Below are 22995 nucleotides of genomic sequence, written 5' to 3'. Positions count from 1 at the left end.
GGGGTGTCCTTATTTGGCGTTCAAGCTTTGGGAGAGTGTTTCTGCAGCCGTCAACGTCTCTTGACGTGCGGTAACGGCGGAGATCCAGTCAGCCATGGCAGAAGCGGCGGCTTCTGGGAGGGATGAGGTTTCGCTAAGCGCAGCTTTGAGATCACCGCGACGTACCGCAGCTTCCGCGCGCGACAAAACAGCATCCGCATCATCACCATCACGGGGGGCCACGGAGCGCGCGCCCAAATGGCGGTTTACATAGTCCAGAAGATTGCCGCTTTCCTTGCTCTCTTCTCGAACTGCCGCAAGTGCGGCGCGTGCAGAGGGGGCAAAGCCTTCGGTCAACGCGCTCAGCGTCAGCACACCGTCGGCGGCACGGGCGGATAATGCAGCCGGTACATCCACGCCCAGCGCTGAAAGTTCGCCGACCATTCCATCAAAAGGTTGACCTGAATCCAGTGCAGCGCGCAAACGTGCCAGTACGGTTTGCGCGCTGGCAATCTTCGCGGCCGCTGCGCTTGCTTCTTCCATGGCGCGGGCTTCTGCAAACATAGCCTCCACTTCGTTGCGCTGCTGCGCAAAGCTCTCCTGCAACTTGGCGACTTGGGCTTCAAACGCCGCGGCTGCCTCCGGCGAGGCTGCGCCGGCAATTGGTCGGCCCTGTAAATCAGACAGCTGAGCGGCAAGCTCTTTGACACGGGCTTCCAAACCAGAAAGGTCAACGGCGCTTTGCTCATTCATGTCGTTGGCGACAGCCTCAAGAGCATCAATGCGAACGGCCAAGGGATCCAAATCTGGAATGGACAGATCATTCAACCGTGTAGTGATATGCTCCAGCTTGTCGTTCAATTCCGCTTGCTTGGCTTGAACAGCGGCCAGCTCTTCACCAGTTGAGCCTCCGATTTTTCCCAAAATGTCTGTCTGGGCCAACCCAAAACCGATTGCAGCAGCCACGATGCCTCCTAAGGCCGTGGGCAAGAACCCTCCCCGCTTTTCAATGATACGCTCAACCTGAACCGGCGTTTCTTCAAGCGTATCAAAGGTAACATGTTCCGCAGGCGTGTCACTTACATCCAACGGTTCCTCGGTCTCGGTCTCGGTCTCGGTCTCGGTCTCGGTCTCGGTCTCGGTCTCGGTCTCGGTCTCGGTCTCGGTCTCGGTCTCGGTCTCGGTCTCGGTCTCGGTCTCGGTCTCGGTCTCGGTCTCGGTCTCGGTCTCGGTCTCGGTCTCGGTCTCGGTCTCGGTCTCGGTCTCGGTCTCGGTCTCGGTCTCGGTCTCGGTCTCGGTCTCGGTCTCGGTCTCGGTCTCGGTCTCGGTCTCGGTCTCGGTCTCGGTCTCGGTCTCGGTCTCGGTCTCGGTCTCGGTCTCGGTCTCGGTCTCGGTCTCGGTCTCGGAAGACAGGCTCTTCGGCAATTCGTCGCTGTCAACCACAGCCGTTTCACCGTCTGCGGCGTGTTCTACAACATCGGCCTCAAGGGTTTGGGTTTCCTCCACCCCTGGCGTCGGCTCCGCCACGTCCTCCGGGTTCTTTTTGTCTGCCACGCCGATCTTCCCTTCGAATCTGAAAATCTATCTATTGAACTTGAGCGCGACACTACTTCGCACCTGCGTCCGTCTCAAGCTATGCCAAGCTATCTGCGGCATTGCGAACCAGTTCCGCCATAGCTACAGCATCCGGTGCCCGAGAAATTTGCAACTCCATATAGTCCAAAGACTTCAACGGTTCAGCAACAGCTTCGCTCATCGCTACAAAAAACACACGCTTTGCTTTGCTGCATTCATAAGCAAATTGCTGTGCCGTGCGCGGGGAAAAAAGCGGCACGATATGTCGTTCTCCGCTATGCAAACTGTTTTTTGCCGCAACACTCAACGGGCGCAACCTCTGCTCATAGACAACTTGACTTTTGCAGTTCAGACCTGCCTCGTTCAATCGACCCGCAACATCTCCACGCGTATGTCTGCCATGAACATGTAAAACATTGCCCATATCGTTGCGCTTTGAAAGCACGTTAACCAATTCCTCGGCCGTCCGCCCCACGCATTCAGAATACCAACCGGCGCTTTTCGCCACCGCAGCCGTCCTCTCCCCGACGCAAAACGCCGACGCGCCCGACACCGCAACAAATGGAATCGCATGCGCCGAGGTGAAAATAACGGCATCAAAGTCAGCAGGAACGGCGTCGAGAGAAACGGGACTGATTTCGATCAGAGGGGAGACGATCAGGTTTAATTTCCCACGCGTTTCCGCAGGTAAAGCACGCCAAAACCGCTGAGACGCAGGTTCCGGTCTGGTCATCAATAGGCAAACCACACGCTTCTCCCGGGATTGTTTGACCACGCCTAAGGTGGTAGCCCCCGGCACATATTGATGCAATGGTAACACAATGACAGAGACACTTACGGTTTTAGGGATCGAAAGCAGCTGTGACGATACAGCCGCAGCTGTTTTACGTGAAACAGCAGACGGTCAGGTCCAGATACTGTCTTCCATTGTCTTTGGGCAAACCGAGCTTCACAGCGCATTTGGTGGCGTAGTGCCGGAAATCGCCGCACGGGCGCATGCCGAGAAACTTGACCTTTGCATCAAAGACGCGTTGCAAAAGGCGTCTGTGGATCTGACGGATATCAACGCAATTGCTGTCACGGCCGGCCCGGGCCTGATCGGAGGTGTCATCTCTGGCGTCATGTGCGCCAAAGGTATTTCAGCAGCAACTGGCCTGCCGCTCGTTGGTGTAAACCATTTGGCTGGCCATGCCCTGACCCCACGCCTTACAGATCAGGTATCATATCCCTATCTCATGCTATTGGTCTCCGGCGGTCATTGTCAGTTTCTGATCGCACGCGGTCCCGACGATTTCACTCGACTGGGTGGCACAATCGATGACGCACCAGGGGAAGCCTTTGACAAAACAGCCCGCCTTCTGGGGCTGCCGCAGCCAGGTGGCCCATCTGTTCAGGCCGAGGCAGAGCATGGTGATCCCAAGCGGTTTCGTTTTCCACACCCGCTGTTAGATCGTGACGACTGTAATATGTCATTCTCGGGTCTCAAAACTGCCCTTATGCGCCTGCGTGACCAGGTGGTTGCTGAAAAAGGTGGCTTGTCACGACAAGACCGCGCGGATCTTTGCGCGGGTTTTCAAGCAGCTGTTGTCGACGTGATCGTTGCAAAAACCAACCGGGCCCTAGCGCTCTACAGGCAAGAAAACCCGATCTGTCCAACCATTGCTGTAGCAGGGGGGGTGGCGGCAAATACCGCGATCAGAAACGGTCTGGAAGCGCTTTGCGCAGCTCATGAGACTCGGTTCGTCGCCCCTCCCCTTCGGCTTTGTACAGATAATGCTGCCATGATTGCCTATGCCGGGCTTGAGCAACTAAGAGCAGGCGCAAGCGATGATATGACACTCTCCGCCCGTCCACGCTGGCCACTGGACAAAATCAGCCCGGCGTTGATCGGCAGCGGAAAGAAAGGTGCCAAAGCGTGAGTATTTCCGTTCTTGGTGCTGGTGCCTTTGGAACTGCGCTTGCGATAAGCCTCAGCGGCTCAGGGCCGGTAACATTGTGGTGTCGCGACGAAAACCAAGTCAGCGAGATTCTGCAAACAGGCATCAATACGAAACGTTTGCCAGATGTGAAATTGCCCAGCGCGATCAAAGTCACATCAGATCTTGAACACGCTTGCGACGCCGACGTGTTGCTCTTGGCAGTTCCCATGCAACGCCTGCGGGCGTTTCTGGAGCAATCGCCGGGCCTTTTTACTGGCAAGGTATTGGTGGCTTGCTGCAAAGGGGTCGAACTTTCATCCGGATTGGGTCCAATTGGTGTGCTCATTCAGGCGGCGCCAACGGCAAAAGCTGCGCTGCTGACAGGACCGAGTTTTGCCGCAGATATTGCGCGGGGCCTTCCAACCGCCCTAACCCTCGCATGTGCAGACCGAGACACAAGTGCGCTCCTTCAAAGAGATCTGACCACGTCCAATTTACGCCTGTACCGAACCACAGATACAGTAGGCGCCGAAATCGGTGGGGCGCTGAAAAACGTTTTTGCCATTGCATGCGGTGCCGTAATCGGCGCAGGCCTTGGAGAGAGCGCACGTGCTGCACTGATGACACGCGGTTTTGCCGAAATGCAGCGAATGGCCACAGCTCTTGGCACACGCCCCGAGACGCTTTCAGGCCTCTCTGGGTTTGGAGACCTGGCCCTGACCTGCAGCTCACCATTGTCGCGAAACTTCAGTCTTGGCCTGTCACTGGGGCGCGGGGAATCGTTTGACCCTTCAATAACAGTAGAAGGTGCAGCGACCGCCCATGCCGCGTCCGAAAAGGCAAAATCTCTTGGGATTGAGATGCCAATAACCCAAACTGTGGTGGCTTTGCTGGATCAAAGCTTGACGATTGCTGATGCAGCAGCGCAATTACTTACAAGACCACTAAAAGAGGAATAAAATGCTCGTTGCATTGATCGCACGGGACAAACCTGGGAATTTACAGGTGCGTCTGGACAACCGTGAAGCCCATCTGTCGTATATCAAAGAAACCGGCGTTGTTGCGCAGGCCGGCCCTTTGATGGATCAGGATGGAACTATGGTCGGCTCACTCATTGTGCTCGAAGTAGAAGAGATGGCCCAAGCCCAGTCTTGGGCAGACAATGATCCATATGGCAAGGCCGACCTGTTTGAGACCGTTGACCTGATCACATGGAAGAAGGTCATCGGCTAATGCGCTACTGGCTGTTCAAATCCGAACCTTCGACCTGGAGCTGGGATGACCAGCAAGCCAAGGGAGACGAAGGCGAAGAATGGGACGGCGTGCGAAACTATCAGGCGCGCAATTTCATGCGCGAGATGAAACTGGGCGACCGCGGATTTTTCTATCATTCTCAGAAAGAAAAATCCGTTGTCGGCATCGTGGAGGTCTGTGCCGAAGCTCATCCGGACAGTAAGGCCGACGATCCCCGTTGGGAATGTGTGGACATCAAGGCGGTTCGTACAATGAAAACCCCGGTTTCTCTGGATCAAATCAAACAGGATCAATCTCTCTCGGAAATGGTGTTGGTGAAAAGCTCACGCCTGTCTGTTCAGCCTGTGACACCAGAGGAATGGCTGCGAGTTTGCTCTCTTGGCCACACAAAGCCTGATTAAACCAATCATGCTTCTTGGTCGTCTGAGGAGGGGCCAAATATGGACATTTTGAGTGTCATTGCCGCAGCGGCAGCAGGCTTTATACTTGGTGCGGTCTGGTATGGAGTTCTGGCAAAGCCTTGGATTGTGGCATCAGGAATTAAAGTTGACGCTGAAGGCAAGCCGCAAGGCGGCATGTCACCGGTAATTTTTGTGACAAGCTTCATTATCCAAATGATCGTCGCAGGCATGATGCGTCATGTTTTTGCGTTGTCTGGCATTGAAACAGCGGGGGCTGGTCTTGTTGCCGGCCTGGGCGTTGGGTTGTTTTTCATTTCACCCTGGATCGCGCTCAACAACATGTACGCCATGCGACCCAAGACACTCACACTGATCGATGGAGGATATGCGACACTTGCGTGTGCCGCTATAGGGCTTGTCCTGACATTGTTCTAACTGGAACGTCCTCAAAACAAGACCCGCATCTTAGAATAAAAAAGGGAAGGTTCCGGGACGAACAGAACCTTCCCTTCCACCCCGCGTGCTCCGTATCCACCACACGCGTATGAAATCTTTGGTCTGCCATCCTGGCTTCTATTCAACCTAACTCCATACGCCGTGATTCCGCAAAGCAATTGCCTGGATAATGTATATCAAATTCAGACGATTATCTGACTTTGAGCAGAGCCGCCTGCCCGCGTGTGGCGCAGGCGGCCTTAAAGGTGGCTTAGCTATACACGGCTTCTTTTCCAAAATGCTTGGTCAGCATGTAGTAAACAACAGCGCGGTATTTATTGCGCTCGGACTTTCCGTAGGTTTCAACAACAGAGTTGATGGCGTCCATAAGCTCGGGCCCATCGGCCAAACCCAGCTTCTTGATCAGGAAGTTGGTCTTGACAGTTTCCAACTCGCTTTCCTGACTTGACGCAACGGTAGAGGCGTCCGCGTTATAGATCGCCGGTCCACATCCAATTGTTACTTTGGTCAGGAGATCCATATCCGGCTCCAGTCCACATTTATTTTTCAGATCATCCGCGTATTGCGCGATCAGATCGTCTCTCTTACCCATGATATTCTCCCAACCAAAAAGATGCCTGTGAATGGCTATGGCGAAACAGTAGGCGCAAAGATTTCCATCACAAAGGAAAAGATTTCGCTGCAGTTCCCCTTATTCCAAAATCCGGAAATTTGGGAGACGCATAAAAAACGCCGCCCGGCTCATGTAGAGGGGCGGCGCGCAACGTAGTTATTTTCAGGCTCAATACCGGTAGTGTTCCGGTTTGAAAGGACCTTCCGGGGTAACACCGATGTAAGATGCCTGTTCCGGGGTCAGCTTGGTCAGCTTCGCACCAACACGCCCGAGGTGAAGGGCCGCAACCTTCTCATCCAGATGTTTGGGCAAGATGTAAACTTCGTTCTGATAGCTGTCACCACGGGTGAACAACTCGATCTGCGCCAGTACCTGGTTGGTAAAGGATGCAGACATGACAAAGGACGGGTGACCAGTTGCATTTCCAAGGTTCAGCAAACGGCCCTCGGACAACAGGATCAGTCGATTGCCGGACGGCATCTCGATCATATCGACCTGCTCTTTGATGTTTGTCCATTTGTGGTTCTTCAGAGCCGCAACCTGGATTTCATTGTCAAAGTGGCCGATGTTGCCAACGATGGCCATATCCTTCATCTCGCGCATATGCTCGATCCGGATGATGTCTTTGTTGCCGGTGGTGGTGATAAAGATGTCAGCGTCCAGCGCTTCTTCGAGCAGAACAACCTCAAACCCGTCCATCGAAGCCTGCAATGCGCAGATCGGGTCAGCTTCGGTCACTTTGACGCGCGCACCAGCACCCGCCAGCGAAGCAGCGGAGCCTTTGCCCACATCACCGTACCCGCATACAACCGCAACCTTACCGGCCATCATCACATCAGTTGCGCGGCGAATGCCGTCCACCAGAGACTCTTTGCAGCCGTATTTGTTGTCGAACTTCGACTTGGTGACCGAGTCGTTCACGTTAATCGCAGGGAACGGCAGCTGGCCATTTTTCTGCAGATCATAAAGGCGGTGCACACCGGTGGTGGTTTCTTCAGAAACACCCAGAATAGCGTCACGGGTCTTGGTGAACCAACCAGGGGATTGCTCCATACGCTTTTTGATCTGCGCTTTGATCACTTCCTCTTCCTCAGACTGAGGAACCGGAATAATCTCTTCACCTGCTTCAGCACGCGCGCCCAGAAGAACATAGAGGGTCGCGTCGCCGCCATCGTCCAGGATCATATTGGGGCCGTCTTCAAACATAAACGACTTGTCCAAATAATCCCAATGCTCTTCCAGCGATTGGCCCTTGATGGCAAAAACCGGAATATCCGCTGCTGCGATAGCCGCCGCCGCATGATCCTGCGTCGAGAAAATGTTGCAAGACGCCCAGCGGACATCTGCGCCCAGCTCAACCAGGGTTTCGATCAAAACCGCTGTTTGGATCGTCATATGCAGCGAACCGACGATCCGCGCACCTTTCAGCGGTTTGCTGTCGCCATATTCTTCGCGCAGAGCCATCAGGCCCGGCATTTCGGTTTCCGCAATGTTCAGCTCTTTGCGGCCAAACTCAGCCAGCGCGATGTCCTTGACGATATAGTCCCCGGCCATTGTAAGCTCCATTCTGGTTAGGGGTTAGGTCTGACAGGGCCTAACATCCTAATGGTTTACAAGCAACGAACATAGCTCTTCTACCGGACGAGTTGCTTGTCAGCCTGGAGTTCCGCGTGGCATTTTTGCCGGAAGAGCTTCAAAGAAATCCGTTCCCGCAGCCAGCACACAGCTCACACCGTTCGGGTATGTGATGAGGAGTGTAAAAGTGCCTGTTTCCTTCGAGGACCAAACTTCGACCAACGTGCTGCCCTGCTGGTCGCTCCGCAAACCGCCTGCCGTCAGGTTCTCTGCATATCTGTCAGACAGCCGTTCTATGACTGTCGTCCGATCCGCACAATTTGCAGCCCATACGGGAGGAGCCGTCGCAGCCATCCCAAACACCAAACAAATACTTAACAAACGCTTGAACACGACAAGCTCCTTTCGCTAGAGGTCAGTCTCTAGAGAGGGCCCGATTGAGAGGTCACGTGGCTCCTCTCCTTCATGTATTATGTGTCTTTTGGACGCATTTTTCAATCAAACTAAGGTCACACTCATGTTGGCCTTCCCATCTGGGTTCAAAACAGAGCTTGGATTTCAACGGGGTACGCTGGGGGAACGCAATAGATGGCAGCCGCACCAAGAGCATGGCAACGCATGTTGTCCGGACGCAGATTGGACCTTTTGGACCCTACCCCGGTTGATATCGAAATCGAAGACATCGCTCATGGATTGGCGTTTGTCGCGCGTTGGAACGGACAAACCAAAGGTGACTTTGCCTATTCTGTTGCTGAACATTCATTGCTAGTTGAACGCATTTATCAACGCCTTTGCCCCAAAGCGCCGACCAAGTGGCAACTGGCTGCACTACTTCACGACGCCCCCGAATATGTAATCGGAGATATGATTTCACCGGTTAAGGCCGCAGTCGGGACTGGATATGGTGAATTGGACGCGCGTCTGACGTCTGCGATCCACATACGGTTTGGACTGCCCGCTGCCCTGCCGAAGACGATCAAGGCTCAAATCAAGCGAGCCGATAAAATCAGTGCCTGGATGGAAGCCGTGCAGATTGCAGGGTTTTCTGAGCAAGAGGCCAACAAGCTCTTTGGTCGTCCCAAGACTGGAATTACCGAGGGTCTATACATTGATCTTCGGCCACCTGTTGATGTACGCCGCGACTTTATCAAACGTCACGAGGAAATCTTGAGGTCTCTCTAACTCTGCGGGTTCCGCAAGCCGCGTTCAACCTGACGAATACGCTTCTTTTCAAGCCGTTGCTGCTTAAATTTGGGCGACTCCACAAAGTTCTCGTCGGGTTCGATTCCTTTTTGACGCAGCATAATCCGTCGCTCGCGCCCCATTACTGGCCGCCAATCGACATTTGGTGAAATAAACCCGCCCTGAGACAGCGAACTCCCAATAACCTGATGGTCCAACTCGCCAAAACTCATTCGGCTGGAGCGCTGCTTGTCTATCGGCAACCATTCGGTGCGCAGAGCGTTTACAACCAAAGGATCGCATTTGCAGAAGGACTGCACATTATTCACCAGTTGTAAGTTGGCGCCAGACTCCCGACGCAGAATGATTGCAACTTTCTGGTCCGGCCGCCCCACCATTGCAAAGAGATGCAATGCTGACCCATCCGCAGCCACAATGTGACGCGCGGCCTTATATTGCGCCAACTGCGCATCCAGGCTGTGGTCTTGCGGGTGGAAAATTTCGTACCCTTCTGAAATCAGCCTGTTTTCCAGCTCTTCTTCACCGATCAACCCGCCCTTTCCAAGCCCAAGCTTGGACCGGGAGATATAAATCCTGTCCGCACCTTCTGGTTTGATGTCTCTGGCAAATTTTGCGTGGATAGCGTTGCGAAATTTTGCTGTCCCAGAAACTATGCTGCCCAGGCCGAACCCCTGTCCCGGAACGACAAGTTCTTCCACCCGCAACGCGCTGGTCGCCAGTTTGATCGAAAGGTCGGGAGAAATTGCATGGATAAAGTCCCGCTGGAAGCCACGTGTTTCCACGGCCAGTTCAGGCCTTTTGTGGATGAACAGAATACCGTCCACAGGTCGGTGCAATTCTGCCAACGCCCATAGACGTGACGTGCTTTCCACAAGGAAATGCCCAAAGTGCGCCCAAAGAACACCGCCCCAAAGCCAACGACCATTCAAGATTGGACCGTTGGATTTAGGTATGTCCGGCTGTGTGGTTATTGGCCTGTAGCGGCGCCAAAGAGCGCCTTGCGGACAATAAGAGCCATCCTGATACAGAACACCGGCGGGCTGGACAAACGCGCTGGCCTTTGGCGGCACAACATGCGCATTTGCCAAAGTGATCATCTCTTCGGACCATCCCCCAGCGGGCGAGGGCTCTGTTGTTGGATCACTCAAGCTCATTCAGTCAATTACCGTGGACTGCGTTTTGCCAAGATCCGCTGTAATGTGCGCCGATGCATGTTCAACCGCCTGGCGGTTTCAGACACATTGCGATCACAGAGTTCGTAGACACGCTGAATATGCTCCCAACGCACTCGGTCTGCGCTCATGGGGTTTTCAGGCGGCGGCGGCAGTTCATCATCAGTCGTCAACAATGCATTCATAATGTCAGACGCATCAGCCGGCTTGGACAAATAATCCGTCGCACCAATCTTAACAGCGGCAACCGCGGTTGCGATCGCACCGTATCCCGTCAGCACAACGACACGGCTGTCGGGGCGCTTCTCCCTGAGAACTTCAACCACATCCAGTCCGTTGCCATCCTCCAACCGCAAGTCGACAACGGCAAAGGCCGGCGGGCGCGCCGTTGCAATTGCAGATCCGGCTGCAACAGATCCGGCGGTCTCTACTTCGAAACCCCTTTTTTCCATGGCCTTTGCCAAACGCCGCAAGAACGGCTCGTCATCATCCACCAGCAAAAGTGATTTATCGGGCCCAATCGCGTTTGGGTCTGTTTCGGCCATATGCTCATTTCTCCCAACCGGTCAGTCGCGGTTTCCGACCAGAATATTACGTAGAGCTTTCAAAGGTCAAACCGAACGGCACCTTTATGCGTTTTCTACGAAACAGGTTACACGCTCAGCCATTCTCTCAGCTGTCTCATCCCGCTTGAAAAACTCTACGAATCCATGCTCTGGCAAGACCAAATACGTATAGGTCGAGTGGTTGACCAAATAGTATTCAGGATCTCCGTCCTGCTTTTGATAGAATGTTTTATAGGCTTTGCTAGCTGCTTTTACCTGCTCAGGTGAGCCGGTGAGGCCAATCATCTTTTCGTGAAGGTTGAAGGCAAAATCTCCAACAACTTCGGGTGTGTCACGTTCAGGATCTATGGAAATAAAAACCGGAGTCACGGAAACCCCGTTTTCTGCCATTATGTCAACCGCATCAGCGTTCCGCGCAGTATCCAACGGACAGACGTCGGGACAGAATGTGTAACCAAAGTAAATCAGCGTGGGCTCGGTAATAACATCTGTGTCAGAAACGGTTTCGCCCTTGGCATTAAGCAGCTCGAATGGCCCACCGATTGCACCAACTCCACCAGCGACGGCGCTGGCTCTGCAGTTTTCAAAGAGTTCTGTTGTCTGTTGTTGCGTCGCGAACCAGGCCGCGCCCAGTCCACCCACGGCCACTGTTGCGGCCAAAACGGCAAAAATGCGTGTCATAGAGACCTCTTTGATTAATCGCCACGTGTCGATTGAACGTTTCCCCCGTGAGACCTATCAGTATTTTCAACAGTTTCAAGCGGAGCACTTGGTCACATGTCTGATACAAACATCGGCCTGATGAGCGGTCAGGAGCGCAGCCATTGGATTCGTTTGCGGACGCTGATCATATTGCGTTGGGTTGCGATCTTTGGCCAAATCACCGCTCTGTTTGCGGCCCAGTGGATCTTTGAGCTCAAATTTCCAATTGAGCTGACCTACATCACCGTTTGTATTTCAGTTCTCAGCAATTTGATCGCCACATTCGCGTTTCCCGAAAACAAGCGACTGTCCGAATTCGAAAACCTGCTGATGATCCTGTTTGACCTTCTGCAGCTTGGTATCCTCCTGTACCTCACCGGGGGTCTCAACAATCCATTTTCGCTTTTGGTGCTGGGGCCGGTCACAATTTCGGCTGCAATGATGCGGTTGCGCTCTGCTTTGATCGTCGGAGCCATCGCAATCCTGCTGGTTACGGCCATGTCGGAAATTCACCAACCGCTGGTAACCGCATCCGGCGCAAAGCTGGAAATGCCAGGGATCTTCATATTTGGGAACTGGGCGGCAATCGTAATCGCAATCTTGTTCATCGGGGCTTACTCCTACAGAATTAGCTCAGAAATACGCTCCATGTCGGACGCCTTGGCGGCTACGCATATGGCTTTGTCACGGGAACAGAAACTGACCGACCTCGGTGGCGTCGTAGCAGCTGCCGCGCACGAACTGGGCACCCCCCTGGCAACGATAAAGCTAACAAGTGCGGAACTCGTGGATGAGTTGGAAGATCAGCCTGAACTGCGTGAAGACGCCGAGTTGATCAGAGATCAAGCAAACAGATGCCGTGACATTCTTCGCAGCATGGGGCGTGCCGGAAAATCCGATCTTCAAATGCGTCAGGCCCCGCTCACGACTGTCATAAACGAAGCGGCTGAACCGCATTCCGATCGCGGTAAAACCCTGCACTTGGACGCCGAACCGCATGAAGGGGCTGACCTTCTACATCCGAAAGTTATGCGTAAACCAGAGATCATTCATGGACTGCGAAACCTCGTCCAGAATGGGGTAGATTTTGCAAAAGCGAATGTCTGGATCACAGCGCGCTGGGACAATGAAAGTATCGCGATCACCATTCATGATGACGGACATGGTTATCCCCCCCATCTCCTTGGTCGTATCGGCGACCCATTTGTCAGGCGCAAACGTCAGGAAGGTGAACGTAAGCAAAGACCGGAATATGAAGGTATGGGTCTTGGCCTATTCATCGCAAAAACCTTGCTGGAGCGTACAGGTGCGAGCCTGAGTTTCGCCAACGGCAATGATCCGTATCAGGAAATATTGGACGCCCCCCAAGGCCAAGGTGCCATCGTTCATGTCGTTTGGCCACGCAAGTCAATTGAATCAGATCTGGGAGGCGTAGACCATCCATTGGGTAAGAACGAACGCATAGAGATTTGATCTATTTATTTTTGGTCAACCAATTAAACTTCATTTAACCATTATGAACGACGCTGTAAGACAGGTGAACAATTCGGGGCAAAGCAATGCAGGACATCGTTTCGGTTGAATGGCTGGTTCTGGTAGCGTTATGCGCTGCAACGGCGGCAATCGCGGTAAAATGGTTATCCCCTTCGTCTTACGCAAAACGTATGGAACATGACCTTCTGGTCGGGGATGGGCGCACAGATGCAGTTTTTCTGTTCGATGAAAACGCTCTGATCGGATGGTCTTCGGGCGCGAACAAGTTTATTGGCGATAACGCCGAGAGCTTTGGTTGGTCAAACCTTCGGGACCAACTGTCCCGCAGTTACCCTGGCCTTCCGCAATCCCCAAACTTTCTCAAAGACGTTGGGCCGCTGGTTCTGTCCGGGACTGCAGGTGCCGACAGCCGTGAGGCGCATTGCGAGTGGATTGATGGCATCACGCGCGTACAACTGCGACGCAGCACCCTGGAAGAACAAAACAAATCCCTGGACCAGGAACTTACAACACTGCGTGCAGCTGTTCATCAGGCCCCATATCCTGTTTGGCTACAATCCGAAGAGGGCGATGTCACCTGGACCAATCTGGCTTATGATGACCTCAGCCATAAAATCCGGGGTCGAAATGCCGATTTCTCTGACCCGATGTTCAGTGAATTGGACGAGCCCAAGGCGACTGGCCGCCCAGAACGCATTTCAATCCCCCTTCCAGAGAGTGAAAAGAAGCTTTGGTACAATGTCTCAACAACAGAGACTGAAGCAGGTTGGCTTTGTCACGCAGTCGACGTGAATGCTGTTGTAGACGCTGAAATTGCACAGCGGAACTTTGTCCAAACATTGGCCAAAACTTTCGCGCAGCTTTCGATTGGTCTCGCAATCTTTGACAGAAACCAACAGTTGGTCCTTTTTAATCCGGTTTTGATAGACCTGACAGCGCTGCCGGCAAATTTCCTCAGTTCGCGCCCGAATATGATGACGTTCTTTGACCGTTTGCGCGATCAAAGAATGATGCCGGAACCCAAAAGCTATTCCAGCTGGCGTCATCAGATGGCCGACCTATTGGAGGCAGCCGCCGAAGGCCGTTACCAGGAGACATGGTCTATGCCCTCTGGATCGGTCTATTCTGTTTCGGGCCGACCACACCCTGATGGCGCAATTGCTTTCCTTTTCGAAGACATCACCGCAGAAATCACGCTGACCCGTCAGTTCCGCAGTGAGCTGGAAGTCGGCCAATCCATTATGGACCAAATGGATGAAGCCATTGCAGTGTTTAACAAAGATGGAACCATGTCATTTTCCAACGAAGCATATCACGCACTTTGGAATGTCGACCCCGAAGCGAGCTTTGCAAAAGTATCTGTTATTGATGCCTGCCGAACATGGCAGGACTTCACAGCAGCAACCTCAGCTTGGGGCGCAGTTCGTGACTTTGTTCTGGGAACGGAAAGTCGGGATCCTTGGTGGTGTACGGTTCGGTTACGTTCCGGCGAAAGCCTGACATGCAGAGTGAGCGCACTGTCCAACGGGACAACATTGGTTCGGTTCCACGCATCCGAACCGGCGGAGCTCCCGCCAACACAGCAGCGCTTTCTGTCGACCATCGCCTGATCTCGCTTGCAGAGGAAATCGGACATGGCCATTTTAGCGCCATGACCAAGATGACCCTCTCCATTACTGTTCGAAGCCCCGACGAAATGGCCGATTTGGCCCGAAAGATCGCCGCGCGTTTATCGCCCGGCGATTGTTTGCTGCTGGAAGGGATCATTGGAGCAGGCAAAAGCCATTTTGCCCGCAGCGCGATTCAATTCCTTCTCCCTGAACCAGAAGACATCCCCTCTCCCACTTTCACATTGGTTCAGACCTATAATGGGCCAAAATGCGAAATCTGGCACAGCGACCTTTATCGCCTTTCAGCACTGGACGAGGTCTTTGAGCTTGGCCTAGTTGACGCGTTTGACAGTGAAATCACTTTGGTTGAATGGCCAGAAAAGCTTGAAGACGTCGCGCCAAAGAATGCGTTGCGCCTGAAGATAGAGCTTTCAAACGAGAGCGAAGACGCGCGCCTTGTAACTTTTAGCTGGAGCGATCCCAAATGGAGCCCACGAATGGAGCAGAGATCACATGACTGATCGCACCGTATTGAAACAGCAGTTCTTGAGGTCCACAGACTGGGCCAGTGCCACTGTCGTGGCGATGACAGGCGACGCATCCAATCGCCGATATGATAGGCTCTACCTAGGCGAAAAGACCGCAATCTTAATGGATGCGGCCCCGGCAAACGGTGAAGACGTCAGACCGTTCATTAAAATCGGCGAACACCTTCGCAGTCATGGTTTCAGTGCCCCAGAGATCCTGGCCAGAGATGTCGAAAATGGATTTCTGTTGCTGGAAGATCTGGGACAAGACCGCTTCAAAGAAGTATTGGAAAGCCGCCCAGAGCAAGAGAGGCATCTGTACACAGCAGCGACCGACGCCTTAATTGCGTTGCACCGATGTCCCCTTCCCCAGGGTCTACCGGACTATGGCACGCAAAAAATGGTCGAGGTTTGTGAACCGATTTTTTCCGAATATTGCCGCACGGTCGGCGGTGCTCAAAGCTCTTTGGGCAAGGCGCAATTCGACCGGGAACTGACAGCGATCCTGGAAAAAAACGTGGGCGCGCCTTCTGTTCTGGTTGAGCGCGATTACCACGCAGAAAATCTTTTGTGGCTGCCGGATCGAGAAGGCGTCGGCTGCGTCGGAATGCTGGACTTTCAGGATGCCGTAGCAGGTCATCCGGCGTATGATCTAGTCTCGATGCTGCAAGATGCTCGCCGTGATGTGTCCCCGCATATCGAGGAGGAAATGATCGCACATTACGTTGCAAAAACTGATGTTGACTCCAATGCCTTTGAAGCAGCTTACTGGACGCTCGGACTGCAGCGGAACCTTCGCATTGTTGGCGTGTTCGCCCGATTAGCGACACGGCTGGGCAAACCCCATTATGTTGAGTTTATTCCCCGCGTCTGGTCCTACATTGAACGCGGTTTATCACGCCCCGAACTGGCCGAAATGAAATCCGTGATCCGAGAAACTGTCCCAACACCCACTCAGGACAGGCTCAGAAAGCTAACAGCATGAAGTTCCAACCTTTTCCTGTGATGATATTCGCTGCTGGCTTTGGGACACGCATGGGACCATTGACAAAGGAACAGCCCAAACCGTTGGTAAAGGTCAGCGGCCGACCCATGATCGACTATACCATGGACTTGATCCGCGACTATGGCGCGGATCGGATCGTCGCAAACACCCATTACCTCGGAGAACAGATAAAAACCCACCTGGACCCACAGGGGGTGGTGATCAGCCACGAGAGTCCGAAAATATTGGAAACGGGCGGCGGCCTTCGCAGAGCTTTGCCCCTTCTGGGATCCAGCCCGGTTGCAACCATAAACCCTGACGCCATTTGGCAGGGTCCAAACCCCTTGCAGACTGTTACGGACGCCTGGGACCCTGAAAATATGGACGCATTGCTGCTGTGCCTCCCAAAAGAGAACACCATTGGCCGTGTCGGGCCAGGAGACTTCAGCATTGACAAGAACGGTCAACCAAGCCGCGGCGGAAATATGGTCTATGGCGGGGTGCAGATCATAAAGACTGATGCTCTGAGCGAGATTTCAGAAGAGGTGTTCTCGTTGAATCTTGTTTGGGATCGGATGAAGGAAAAAAATAGGCTCTTTTGTTGTGAATACCCAGGGAAATGGTGTGATGTCGGCGTCGCTGAGTCTCTCCCTTTGGCAGAGAGTTTGCTGACACCTGATGTTTGAACCAAGCTCAATTCCGCGCCTTTTTGCAGTGCCCTGCGGTGTCGATTTTCCAAAAGCTCTGGTATCAGGCCTGATTGCACGAAGCCAATCACAACCGCCTGAAGCCTTGGCGCGGACTGAGGTTATTTTGAACACCTCCCGCATGATGCGACGGGTTCGCCAGCTCTTTGACTCTGGGCCAAGTTTGCTTTTGCCCCGTTTGTCTCTGCTCGGCGGCCTGTCATCGGGGTTGGCGTTTCCCCCGGCCGTACCACCGCTCCGGCGCAGACTGGAACTGACACAGCTGGTGAGCAAGCTTCTGGACGCTCAGCCCGACCTTGCTTCTCGTGCATCTCTTTATGATTTGGCAGACAGTCTTGCCGGGCTTATCGACGAAATGCAGGGGGAAGGCGTTTCAACAGATGTGATCCGGAACCTGGATATCTCTGATCTTTCCGGTCATTGGGCCCGAACACAGAGCTTTATTTCCATTGCCGATCAGCTGGTTGAAATGAGCGGCGGCGCATTAGACAAAGAAGCTCGGCAACGGCTGATCGTCACTGATCTCATTGAAAAGTGGGAGGAGAACCCGCCCGAGCATCCGATCATTCTCGCTGGTTCCACCGGGTCACGGGGAACAACCCTGATGTTGATGGAGGCAATCGCCCGATTGCCCCAAGGTGCGGTGGTTCTGCCGGGTTTTGATTTTGATCAGCCCGCCGATGTTTGGGCAGAACTTAAAAATCCGCTCACATCAGAAGATCACCCACAGTACCGCTTTTACAAACTGCTACGTGATCTGGATATGGCCCCCGGCGAAGTGGCGCCATGGTCAAAAGACGCCCCCTTTTCATCGGCGCGCAATCGATTGGTATCCCTTGCACTCCGGCCTGCCCCCGTTACGGACGCCTGGATGCGCGAAGGCCCGAAATTGACCGATCTGGGCGATGCCACACGCGAACTCACATTGGTTGAAACTGAAAGTCCGCGCGCCGAAGCGCTTGCTATTGCATTACGGTTGCGAAAGGCCGCGGAAGATGGGCAAACCGCTGCTTTGATCACACCAGACAGGATGCTTACACGGCAGGTGGCATCCGCCTTGGATCGATGGGACATTCTACCTGATGACTCAGCGGGTCTGCCGCTTCAGCTGTCACCACCCGGCCGTTTATTGCGTCACGTGGCCGCGTTGTTTGCATCGCGCCTGACATCCGACAAACTACTGACGCTCCTCAAACACCCGTTGGCTCATAGCGGTGGCGAGCGCGGGGTCCACCTTCTGCACACGCGCGATCTGGAACTGCATATCCGCCGCAACGGTCCTCCCTTCCCCGATACAGAAAGTTTTACTGCCTTTGCTCATGGACGAGAGCTGTCTCCCGGATGGACTGAGTGGCTAATAGGCTGTTTCGACCAAAAAGCCATTTCGGCTGAACGCCCCTTGACCGAGTGGATGGAACGCCTGCGAGATCTTGCCGAGGCAATTTCCAGTGGTGCTCAAACCAAGGGAAGCGGCGGGCTTTGGGACCAGAAGGCGGGACGCGAAGCGCTTCAAATCATCGAAAACCTGGAGTGTGAAGCGCAACACGGCGGATCACTCTCGGCACGTGATTTTGCGGACCTACTCGGCGCTCTATTATCACAGGGAGAGGTACGGGATCGGGATGCGCCTTATGGCTCCATCATGATATGGGGTACTTTGGAGGCCCGCGTTCAGGGGGCTGATCTGGTGATCCTTGGTGGCTTGAATGAGGGCAGCTGGCCGGAATCTACCAGTCCGGATCCTTGGCTAAACCGTCAGATGCGCAGTCAAGCGGGGCTGCTGTTGCCCGAACGCCGGATCGGATTGGCCGCCCACGACTTTCAACAGGCTATCGCCGGGAAGGAAGTCTGGCTGTCCCGTTCAGAACGCACCGATGAAGCGGACACCGTTCCCTCCCGGTGGCTGAACCGGATGACCAACCTTCTTTCAGGTCTGCCCGATCAAGGTGGCCCGGATCATCTTCGGGCAATGCGGGAACGGGGAAAAGTCTGGATTGACTGGGCCCGCGCGCTTGAAAAACCGAACCCAATTCCAAGCGCGCGGCGCCCGTCCCCTCGCCCGCCGATCACCGCGCGCCCACGCAAATTGTCCGTGACAGAGATCCCACGTTTGATCCGGGATCCTTACGCGATCTACGCAAAACACGTGCTACGCCTCAAACCGCTCAACAGCTTGGTTCAAGAACCAGATGCGTTGTTGCGCGGGATCGTTCTGCACCGTGTGTTTGAAGTGTTTATCAAAGACACCTTGGACAATGACGATCAGTTGGCGGCCGATAAACTGGTTTCCTTGGCCAAAGGAGATTTGGAAACCAGCGTGCCCTGGCCAATTGCACGCAGCCTCTGGATGTCCCGTCTCAAACGCATTGCGCCGGATTTTGTAAATGGTGAAAGAGAACGGCGCAACCGAGCCAAACCGGTTCTATTTGAAGAATTAGGGCAAGCCCGGCTTGATCCGTTAGACTTTACAATTACCTGTCGCGCCGACCGGATAGACGCGGATGAGCGCGGCTTTTTACACATCTACGACTACAAAACAGGCACGCCGCCAACGGTTTCGCAACAAAAGAAATTCGAAAAGCAACTGTTGATCGAGGCCGCGCTGGTAGAGCAAGGCGGGTTTGAAACCCTAGGTGTCGGGGAAGTCAAAAGCGCAGCTTTTCTTGGCCTTGGATCTCAGCTCAAAGAAGTGCCAGCCCCTTTGGACAGCGACCCGCCAGCGCAAGTCTGGGAAGAGTTAAAGGCACTTGTCGGCGCGTATTTCGACCCTATGCAAGGGTATTCGAGCCGAAGCATGGTTCATAAAGACGATTTAATCGGAGACTATGACCACCTTGCGCGATTTGGGGAATGGGACCGGAGTACAGAGCCCACGCCGGAGGATCTGACATGAACACGCGCAATGCAGCATCCGAGGCCCAGTTCCGGGCCGCGCGCCCGGATGCCTCGACCTGGCTTTCGGCCAATGCCGGATCGGGCAAAACCAAGGTTTTGACAGACCGCGTCGCGCGCCTGCTTCTAAAGGGTGTCCAACCGCAGCACATTCTGTGCCTCACCTATACGAAGGCTGCGGCGAGCGAGATGCAGAACCGGCTTTTCAAACGCTTAGGCGAGTGGGCCATGCTCCCTGATGCAACTTTGATCACTGCCTTACGCGACCTGGGCGTGGAACTCCTCGACCAAGATGCTGAACTTGCCCAAGCGCGTACATTGTTCGCAAGGGCGATTGAAACGCCCGGCGGATTGAAGATCCAGACGATCCACTCGTTCTGTGCATCATTGTTGCGCCGATTTCCTCTGGAAGCGGGGGTGAGCCCGCAATTTTCTGAAATGGATGACCGATCCATATCCTTGCTCCAATCAGAGATCCTGGAAGGGCTGGCCGAGACTGATCCCAATTTGATTGACGCCTTGGCCGCACATATCTCGGACACCGATTTTGCAACATTAACGAGCGCTGTTGCCCAGAAACGCGAACATTTTGACCGACCGACAAGCCGCGCTGAATTATGTGCTTTGTTTGATCTGCCTCCATCCTATGATCATCAAGACCTCAGGTCAGAGGTATTTTTGGGCAACGAGGGCGATTTAATCGCCTCTCTGCGCGAGGTGTTAGCCGCTGGAGGAGCGAGCGATCAAAAGGCTGCGGCCAAGTTAAACGGAGTTTCAAATCCCAATTTGGGTGATCTGCCGCTGCTGGAATCCGTGTTTTTGACAGGGGCAACTGCCAAGTCGCCTTTCACGGCCAAGGTCGGTAGCTTCCCAACGAAGAAACTTCGTACCGACAACGCTGATCTGATGTCCAAGATTGAGCCTTTCATGATGCGTGTTGAGGACGCGCGCAACAAACGTCTTGCCTTGGATGCTGTTGAAAAATCGGCCCTGCTGCATCACTTCGCATCCAAGTTCTTGCCGGCGTATGAACGTTCTAAACAGGTGCGCGGCTGGCTGGATTTCGACGATCTGGTTCTTAAAGCACGCCAACTTTTGAACGATCCCGCAGTCGCCTCGTGGGTACTCTATCGTTTGGATGGCGGGATCGATCATATTCTTGTTGATGAAGCTCAAGACACAAGCCCGGTTCAATGGGATGTGGTGGAAAAGCTGGCACAAGAATTCACCGCCGGTGAGGGCGCGCGCGCATTGGTCGAGCGAACTATTTTTGTCGTCGGCGACATGAAGCAGTCGATCTATTCCTTTCAAGGCGCAGATCCTGACGCATTTTTGCGAATGCAGACCGAGTTTGGCAATCGACTTTCAGAGGTTGGCTCACAGCTTCAGACGACCTCGTTAGAGTATTCTTTCCGCTCTTCGGCTGCAATCCTGGGGCTGGTCGATGAGATTTTCAAAGACAGTGTGGGCGCAGGGTTTCACAAAGACGCCTTACACCGCGCTTTCAAGGCTGACCTCCCCGGTCGCGTTGATATCTGGCCCGCAATTGAAAAGGTCACCGACGAAGAAGACCGTCACTGGACGGATCCTGTAGACCGGCCAGGGAAACGCCATCACACTGTCATCCTCGCAGAAAAGATAGCGGGTGAGATCAAGCGGATGATTGACTCGGGCGAAACGATACCGACGGACGGTCCAAAGCCTGGAACTTTCCAGCGGCGCCCGGTTCAGCCTGGTGACTTTTTGATCCTAGTTCAACGCAGGTCCGAACTGTTTTCCGAGATCATCCGAGCCTGCAAAGCGGCGCGATTGCCAATTGCAGGTGCGGACCGCCTCAAGGTCGGAGCGGAATTGGCAGTAAAAGATATTGCAGCCCTGCTCTCATTCCTTGCAACACCCGAAGATTCTCTGTCACTTGCAGCTGCTTTGAAATCCCCCCTATTCGGGTGGTCCGAGCAGGATCTTTTTGATTTGGCGCATCGTCGCTCTTCGCCTTTTCTTTGGACTGAGCTGCGGGCCAGATCGGACGTGTTTCCCGAAACGATGGCCATCCTGAACGACCTGCGCGACAACACCGACTTTCTGCGTCCTTTTGATTTGATCGAACGTATTCTGACCCGTCACGATGGCCGTCGCCGACTGTTGGGCCGGTTAGGAGCTGAAGCAGAAGACGGGATCAATGCCTTGTTGTCCCAAGCGCTTGCGTATGAGCGCTCAGAAATTCCGAGCCTAACCGGGTTCCTCGTTTGGATGCAGGCTGATGACCTTGAAATCAAACGGCAGATGGGCGCTGCCGGAAACATGATCCGCGTGATGTCCGTTCATGGCTCAAAAGGGTTGGAGGCACCAATCGTCATATTGCCAGATACCGCGAAACGACGACCGCCTCGCGACGAGGAGATCATTCTTGCAGATGGTGTACCCCTCTGGAAACAGCCCAAGGAACTTATGCCGCCTGCCATGCTGGCATCCCGGGAACAAAAACAAGAAAAACTGAGCAACGAACGTCAAAGGCTGCTGTACGTTGCTTTGACGCGTGCTGAAAAATGGCTGATCGTTGCGTCCGCCGGGGAATTATCCTCGGAGGGCGACAGTTGGTATCAGATGGTCGAAAAAGCCGCTGTGGCGCGCGGCGCTGTCGAACGCGAAGATGGAAATTTCGGATTAAGGTTGAGCCACGGCGATTGGGACAATTTGGATTTCGTTGATCTTGAACCCGCCCTTGAGCCCGAAACCCATTTGCCCGAAGTGTTTACCCGCCCTGCCCCTGAATATGTTGCGCCGGTGGCGACACTCAGCCCATCCGATCTTGGCGGGGCCAAGGCGCTGCCCGGAGATCAAGGGTTGGATGAAGACATAGCCAAGGCCCGTGGCGTTAAGCTGCATATATTGTTTGAGCATTTACCAGAACACCCGCGGGAAAACTGGCATCAGGTTGCACAACAGCTTGATTTCAGTACTGCCGATGACTCTGATCTCTTCGACGAAGCGACACGCGTCCTTGATAATCCAGAAATAGCACATGTATTTACCAGCTCCGCGTTGGCAGAGGTGCCAATCACCGCATCGTTAGGTGGCGAGCGTTTGCATGGCATTATCGACCGTCTCATTGTTCAAAGCGATCGGGTTCTGGCTATCGACTTCAAATCCAACGCAACCGTTCCAGATTCACCGCAAGCCTGTCCAACCGGGATTTTGCGGCAGATGGGTGCCTACGCATTGGCATTGGCTGAAGTTTATCCAAACCACCGCATCGAAACGGCAATAATATGGACAAAGACCGCCGAGCTTATGGAGCTTCCACACGAACTTGTGTCACAATCATTCCTCCAGCGTCTGGAACCTTGACGATCCGTTAAGCCATA

Annotated in this window: 20 protein-coding genes; 13 read left to right on the top strand and 7 right to left on the bottom strand. The window is 54.0% G+C overall.

Annotated features, from left to right (window positions below):
* Positions 1-9: 9 nt before the first annotated feature.
* Complete coding sequence (locus tag ACXAEW_RS06200) at positions 10-1533, bottom strand: COG4223 family protein (protein WP_474940506.1); 1524 nt, start codon at positions 1531-1533, stop codon at positions 10-12.
* A 79-nt stretch (positions 1534-1612) separates the two neighbouring features.
* Entirely contained in the window at positions 1613-2287 is a 675-nt protein-coding gene (locus ACXAEW_RS06195; protein ID WP_474940505.1) for a uroporphyrinogen-III synthase, read from the bottom strand.
* A gap of 88 nt (positions 2288-2375) precedes the next feature.
* On the opposite strand from ACXAEW_RS06195, the gene tsaD reads away from it, so the two are divergent.
* From tsaD to ACXAEW_RS06170, 5 genes are read left to right on the top strand one after another with little or no spacing between them, the layout of a single operon-like run.
* Positions 2376-3473: a tRNA (adenosine(37)-N6)-threonylcarbamoyltransferase complex transferase subunit TsaD gene (gene tsaD, locus ACXAEW_RS06190; protein WP_474940504.1), complete on the top strand. Its 1098-nt coding sequence runs from the start codon at positions 2376-2378 to the stop codon at positions 3471-3473.
* The gene (locus tag ACXAEW_RS06185; protein ID WP_474940503.1) at positions 3470-4432 is read left to right on the top strand and encodes an NAD(P)H-dependent glycerol-3-phosphate dehydrogenase; all 963 of its coding nucleotides are present in this window, start codon (positions 3470-3472) and stop codon (positions 4430-4432) included. Before tsaD ends, ACXAEW_RS06185 begins: the two co-directional genes overlap by 4 nt.
* Before the next feature lies 1 nt (position 4433).
* On the top strand, positions 4434-4706 hold the full coding sequence (locus tag ACXAEW_RS06180; RefSeq protein ID WP_474940502.1) for a YciI family protein: 273 nt from the start codon (positions 4434-4436) through the stop codon (positions 4704-4706).
* On the top strand, positions 4706-5128 hold the full coding sequence (locus ACXAEW_RS06175; RefSeq protein WP_474940501.1) for an EVE domain-containing protein: 423 nt from the start codon (positions 4706-4708) through the stop codon (positions 5126-5128). Before ACXAEW_RS06180 ends, ACXAEW_RS06175 begins: the two co-directional genes overlap by 1 nt.
* A gap of 39 nt (positions 5129-5167) precedes the next feature.
* Positions 5168-5563, top strand: a complete 396-nt coding sequence (locus ACXAEW_RS06170; RefSeq protein WP_474940500.1) for a DUF1761 domain-containing protein — start codon at positions 5168-5170, stop codon at positions 5561-5563.
* A gap of 271 nt (positions 5564-5834) precedes the next feature.
* Here the strand turns inward: ACXAEW_RS06170 and ACXAEW_RS06165 are convergent, their stop codons facing one another.
* Both ACXAEW_RS06165 and ahcY read right to left on the bottom strand, forming a co-directional pair.
* Positions 5835-6176 (bottom strand): DUF2853 family protein, encoded by a 342-nt coding sequence (locus tag ACXAEW_RS06165; RefSeq protein ID WP_474940499.1) that lies wholly within the window; start codon positions 6174-6176, stop codon positions 5835-5837.
* A gap of 189 nt (positions 6177-6365) precedes the next feature.
* The gene (gene ahcY / locus ACXAEW_RS06160; protein ID WP_474940498.1) at positions 6366-7751 is read right to left on the bottom strand and encodes an adenosylhomocysteinase; all 1386 of its coding nucleotides are present in this window, start codon (positions 7749-7751) and stop codon (positions 6366-6368) included.
* Between the two features lie 609 nt (positions 7752-8360).
* Here ahcY and ACXAEW_RS06155 point away from each other — a divergent pair.
* The gene (locus tag ACXAEW_RS06155; protein WP_474940497.1) at positions 8361-8954 is read left to right on the top strand and encodes an HD domain-containing protein; all 594 of its coding nucleotides are present in this window, start codon (positions 8361-8363) and stop codon (positions 8952-8954) included.
* Here ACXAEW_RS06155 and ACXAEW_RS06150 read toward each other — a convergent pair.
* From ACXAEW_RS06150 to ACXAEW_RS06140, 3 genes are all read right to left on the bottom strand, one after another.
* Complete coding sequence (locus ACXAEW_RS06150; protein WP_474940496.1) at positions 8951-10129, bottom strand: glycosyltransferase family 61 protein; 1179 nt, start codon at positions 10127-10129, stop codon at positions 8951-8953. The genes ACXAEW_RS06155 and ACXAEW_RS06150 overlap by 4 nt on opposite strands.
* A gap of 8 nt (positions 10130-10137) precedes the next feature.
* Positions 10138-10692: an ActR/PrrA/RegA family redox response regulator transcription factor gene (locus ACXAEW_RS06145; protein WP_474940495.1), complete on the bottom strand. Its 555-nt coding sequence runs from the start codon at positions 10690-10692 to the stop codon at positions 10138-10140.
* An 84-nt stretch (positions 10693-10776) separates the two neighbouring features.
* Complete coding sequence (locus ACXAEW_RS06140) at positions 10777-11394, bottom strand: SCO family protein (protein WP_474940494.1); 618 nt, start codon at positions 11392-11394, stop codon at positions 10777-10779.
* Positions 11395-11490: 96 nt separating this feature from the next.
* Here ACXAEW_RS06140 and regB point away from each other — a divergent pair, with 96 nt between their 5' ends.
* The 7 genes from regB to addA all read left to right on the top strand — a co-directional run bounded on the left by regB (position 11491) and on the right by addA (position 22978).
* Complete coding sequence (gene regB, locus ACXAEW_RS06135) at positions 11491-12888, top strand: sensor histidine kinase RegB (RefSeq protein ID WP_474940493.1); 1398 nt, start codon at positions 11491-11493, stop codon at positions 12886-12888.
* Positions 12889-12974: 86 nt separating this feature from the next.
* A complete protein-coding gene (locus tag ACXAEW_RS06130; protein ID WP_474940492.1) occupies positions 12975-14519 on the top strand; it encodes a PAS-domain containing protein in 1545 nt (514 codons plus the stop codon).
* Between the two features lie 41 nt (positions 14520-14560).
* Entirely contained in the window at positions 14561-15040 is a 480-nt protein-coding gene (gene tsaE / locus ACXAEW_RS06125; RefSeq protein ID WP_474940491.1) for a tRNA (adenosine(37)-N6)-threonylcarbamoyltransferase complex ATPase subunit type 1 TsaE, read from the top strand.
* Entirely contained in the window at positions 15033-16031 is a 999-nt protein-coding gene (locus tag ACXAEW_RS06120; protein ID WP_474940490.1) for an aminoglycoside phosphotransferase family protein, read from the top strand. Before tsaE ends, ACXAEW_RS06120 begins: the two co-directional genes overlap by 8 nt.
* Positions 16028-16717 carry a nucleotidyltransferase family protein gene (locus tag ACXAEW_RS06115; protein WP_474940489.1) on the top strand — a complete coding sequence of 230 codons (690 nt, stop codon included), beginning with the start codon at positions 16028-16030 and terminating at the stop codon, positions 16715-16717. Before ACXAEW_RS06120 ends, ACXAEW_RS06115 begins: the two co-directional genes overlap by 4 nt.
* Positions 16710-19631 (top strand): double-strand break repair protein AddB, encoded by a 2922-nt coding sequence (gene addB / locus ACXAEW_RS06110; protein WP_474940488.1) that lies wholly within the window; start codon positions 16710-16712, stop codon positions 19629-19631. The genes ACXAEW_RS06115 and addB overlap by 8 nt, the downstream gene beginning before the upstream one ends.
* The gene (addA, locus tag ACXAEW_RS06105; RefSeq protein WP_474940487.1) at positions 19628-22978 is read left to right on the top strand and encodes a double-strand break repair helicase AddA; all 3351 of its coding nucleotides are present in this window, start codon (positions 19628-19630) and stop codon (positions 22976-22978) included. The genes addB and addA overlap by 4 nt, the downstream gene beginning before the upstream one ends.
* Positions 22979-22995 lie beyond the last annotated feature (17 nt).

The sequence above is a fragment of the Epibacterium sp. ABZ3_068 genome, from assembly GCF_056159265.1.
Note: the sequence above shows the minus strand (reverse complement) of the source record. Positions and strands in the feature narration are given on the sequence as shown.

Bases quoted from the DNA above. Each gene is read 5' to 3' on its own strand.
- ACXAEW_RS06195 (WP_474940505.1), bottom strand. From the start codon at position 2,287: ATGACCAGACCGGAACCTGCGTCTCAGCGGTTTTGGCGTGCTTTACCT.
- tsaD (WP_474940504.1), top strand. From the start codon at position 2,376: ATGACAGAGACACTTACGGTTTTAGGGATCGAAAGCAGCTGTGACGAT.
- ACXAEW_RS06180 (WP_474940502.1), top strand. From the start codon at position 4,434: ATGCTCGTTGCATTGATCGCACGGGACAAACCTGGGAATTTACAGGTG.
- ACXAEW_RS06175 (WP_474940501.1), top strand. From the start codon at position 4,706: ATGCGCTACTGGCTGTTCAAATCCGAACCTTCGACCTGGAGCTGGGAT.
- ACXAEW_RS06170 (WP_474940500.1), top strand. From the start codon at position 5,168: ATGGACATTTTGAGTGTCATTGCCGCAGCGGCAGCAGGCTTTATACTT.
- ACXAEW_RS06165 (WP_474940499.1), bottom strand. From the start codon at position 6,176: ATGGGTAAGAGAGACGATCTGATCGCGCAATACGCGGATGATCTGAAA.
- ahcY (WP_474940498.1), bottom strand. From the start codon at position 7,751: ATGGCCGGGGACTATATCGTCAAGGACATCGCGCTGGCTGAGTTTGGC.
- ACXAEW_RS06155 (WP_474940497.1), top strand. From the start codon at position 8,361: ATGGCAGCCGCACCAAGAGCATGGCAACGCATGTTGTCCGGACGCAGA.
- ACXAEW_RS06150 (WP_474940496.1), bottom strand. From the start codon at position 10,129: ATGAGCTTGAGTGATCCAACAACAGAGCCCTCGCCCGCTGGGGGATGG.
- ACXAEW_RS06145 (WP_474940495.1), bottom strand. From the start codon at position 10,692: ATGGCCGAAACAGACCCAAACGCGATTGGGCCCGATAAATCACTTTTG.
- ACXAEW_RS06140 (WP_474940494.1), bottom strand. From the start codon at position 11,394: ATGACACGCATTTTTGCCGTTTTGGCCGCAACAGTGGCCGTGGGTGGA.
- regB (WP_474940493.1), top strand. From the start codon at position 11,491: ATGTCTGATACAAACATCGGCCTGATGAGCGGTCAGGAGCGCAGCCAT.
- ACXAEW_RS06130 (WP_474940492.1), top strand. From the start codon at position 12,975: ATGCAGGACATCGTTTCGGTTGAATGGCTGGTTCTGGTAGCGTTATGC.
- tsaE (WP_474940491.1), top strand. From the start codon at position 14,561: ATGACCAAGATGACCCTCTCCATTACTGTTCGAAGCCCCGACGAAATG.
- ACXAEW_RS06120 (WP_474940490.1), top strand. From the start codon at position 15,033: ATGACTGATCGCACCGTATTGAAACAGCAGTTCTTGAGGTCCACAGAC.
- ACXAEW_RS06115 (WP_474940489.1), top strand. From the start codon at position 16,028: ATGAAGTTCCAACCTTTTCCTGTGATGATATTCGCTGCTGGCTTTGGG.
- addB (WP_474940488.1), top strand. From the start codon at position 16,710: ATGTTTGAACCAAGCTCAATTCCGCGCCTTTTTGCAGTGCCCTGCGGT.
- addA (WP_474940487.1), top strand. From the start codon at position 19,628: ATGAACACGCGCAATGCAGCATCCGAGGCCCAGTTCCGGGCCGCGCGC.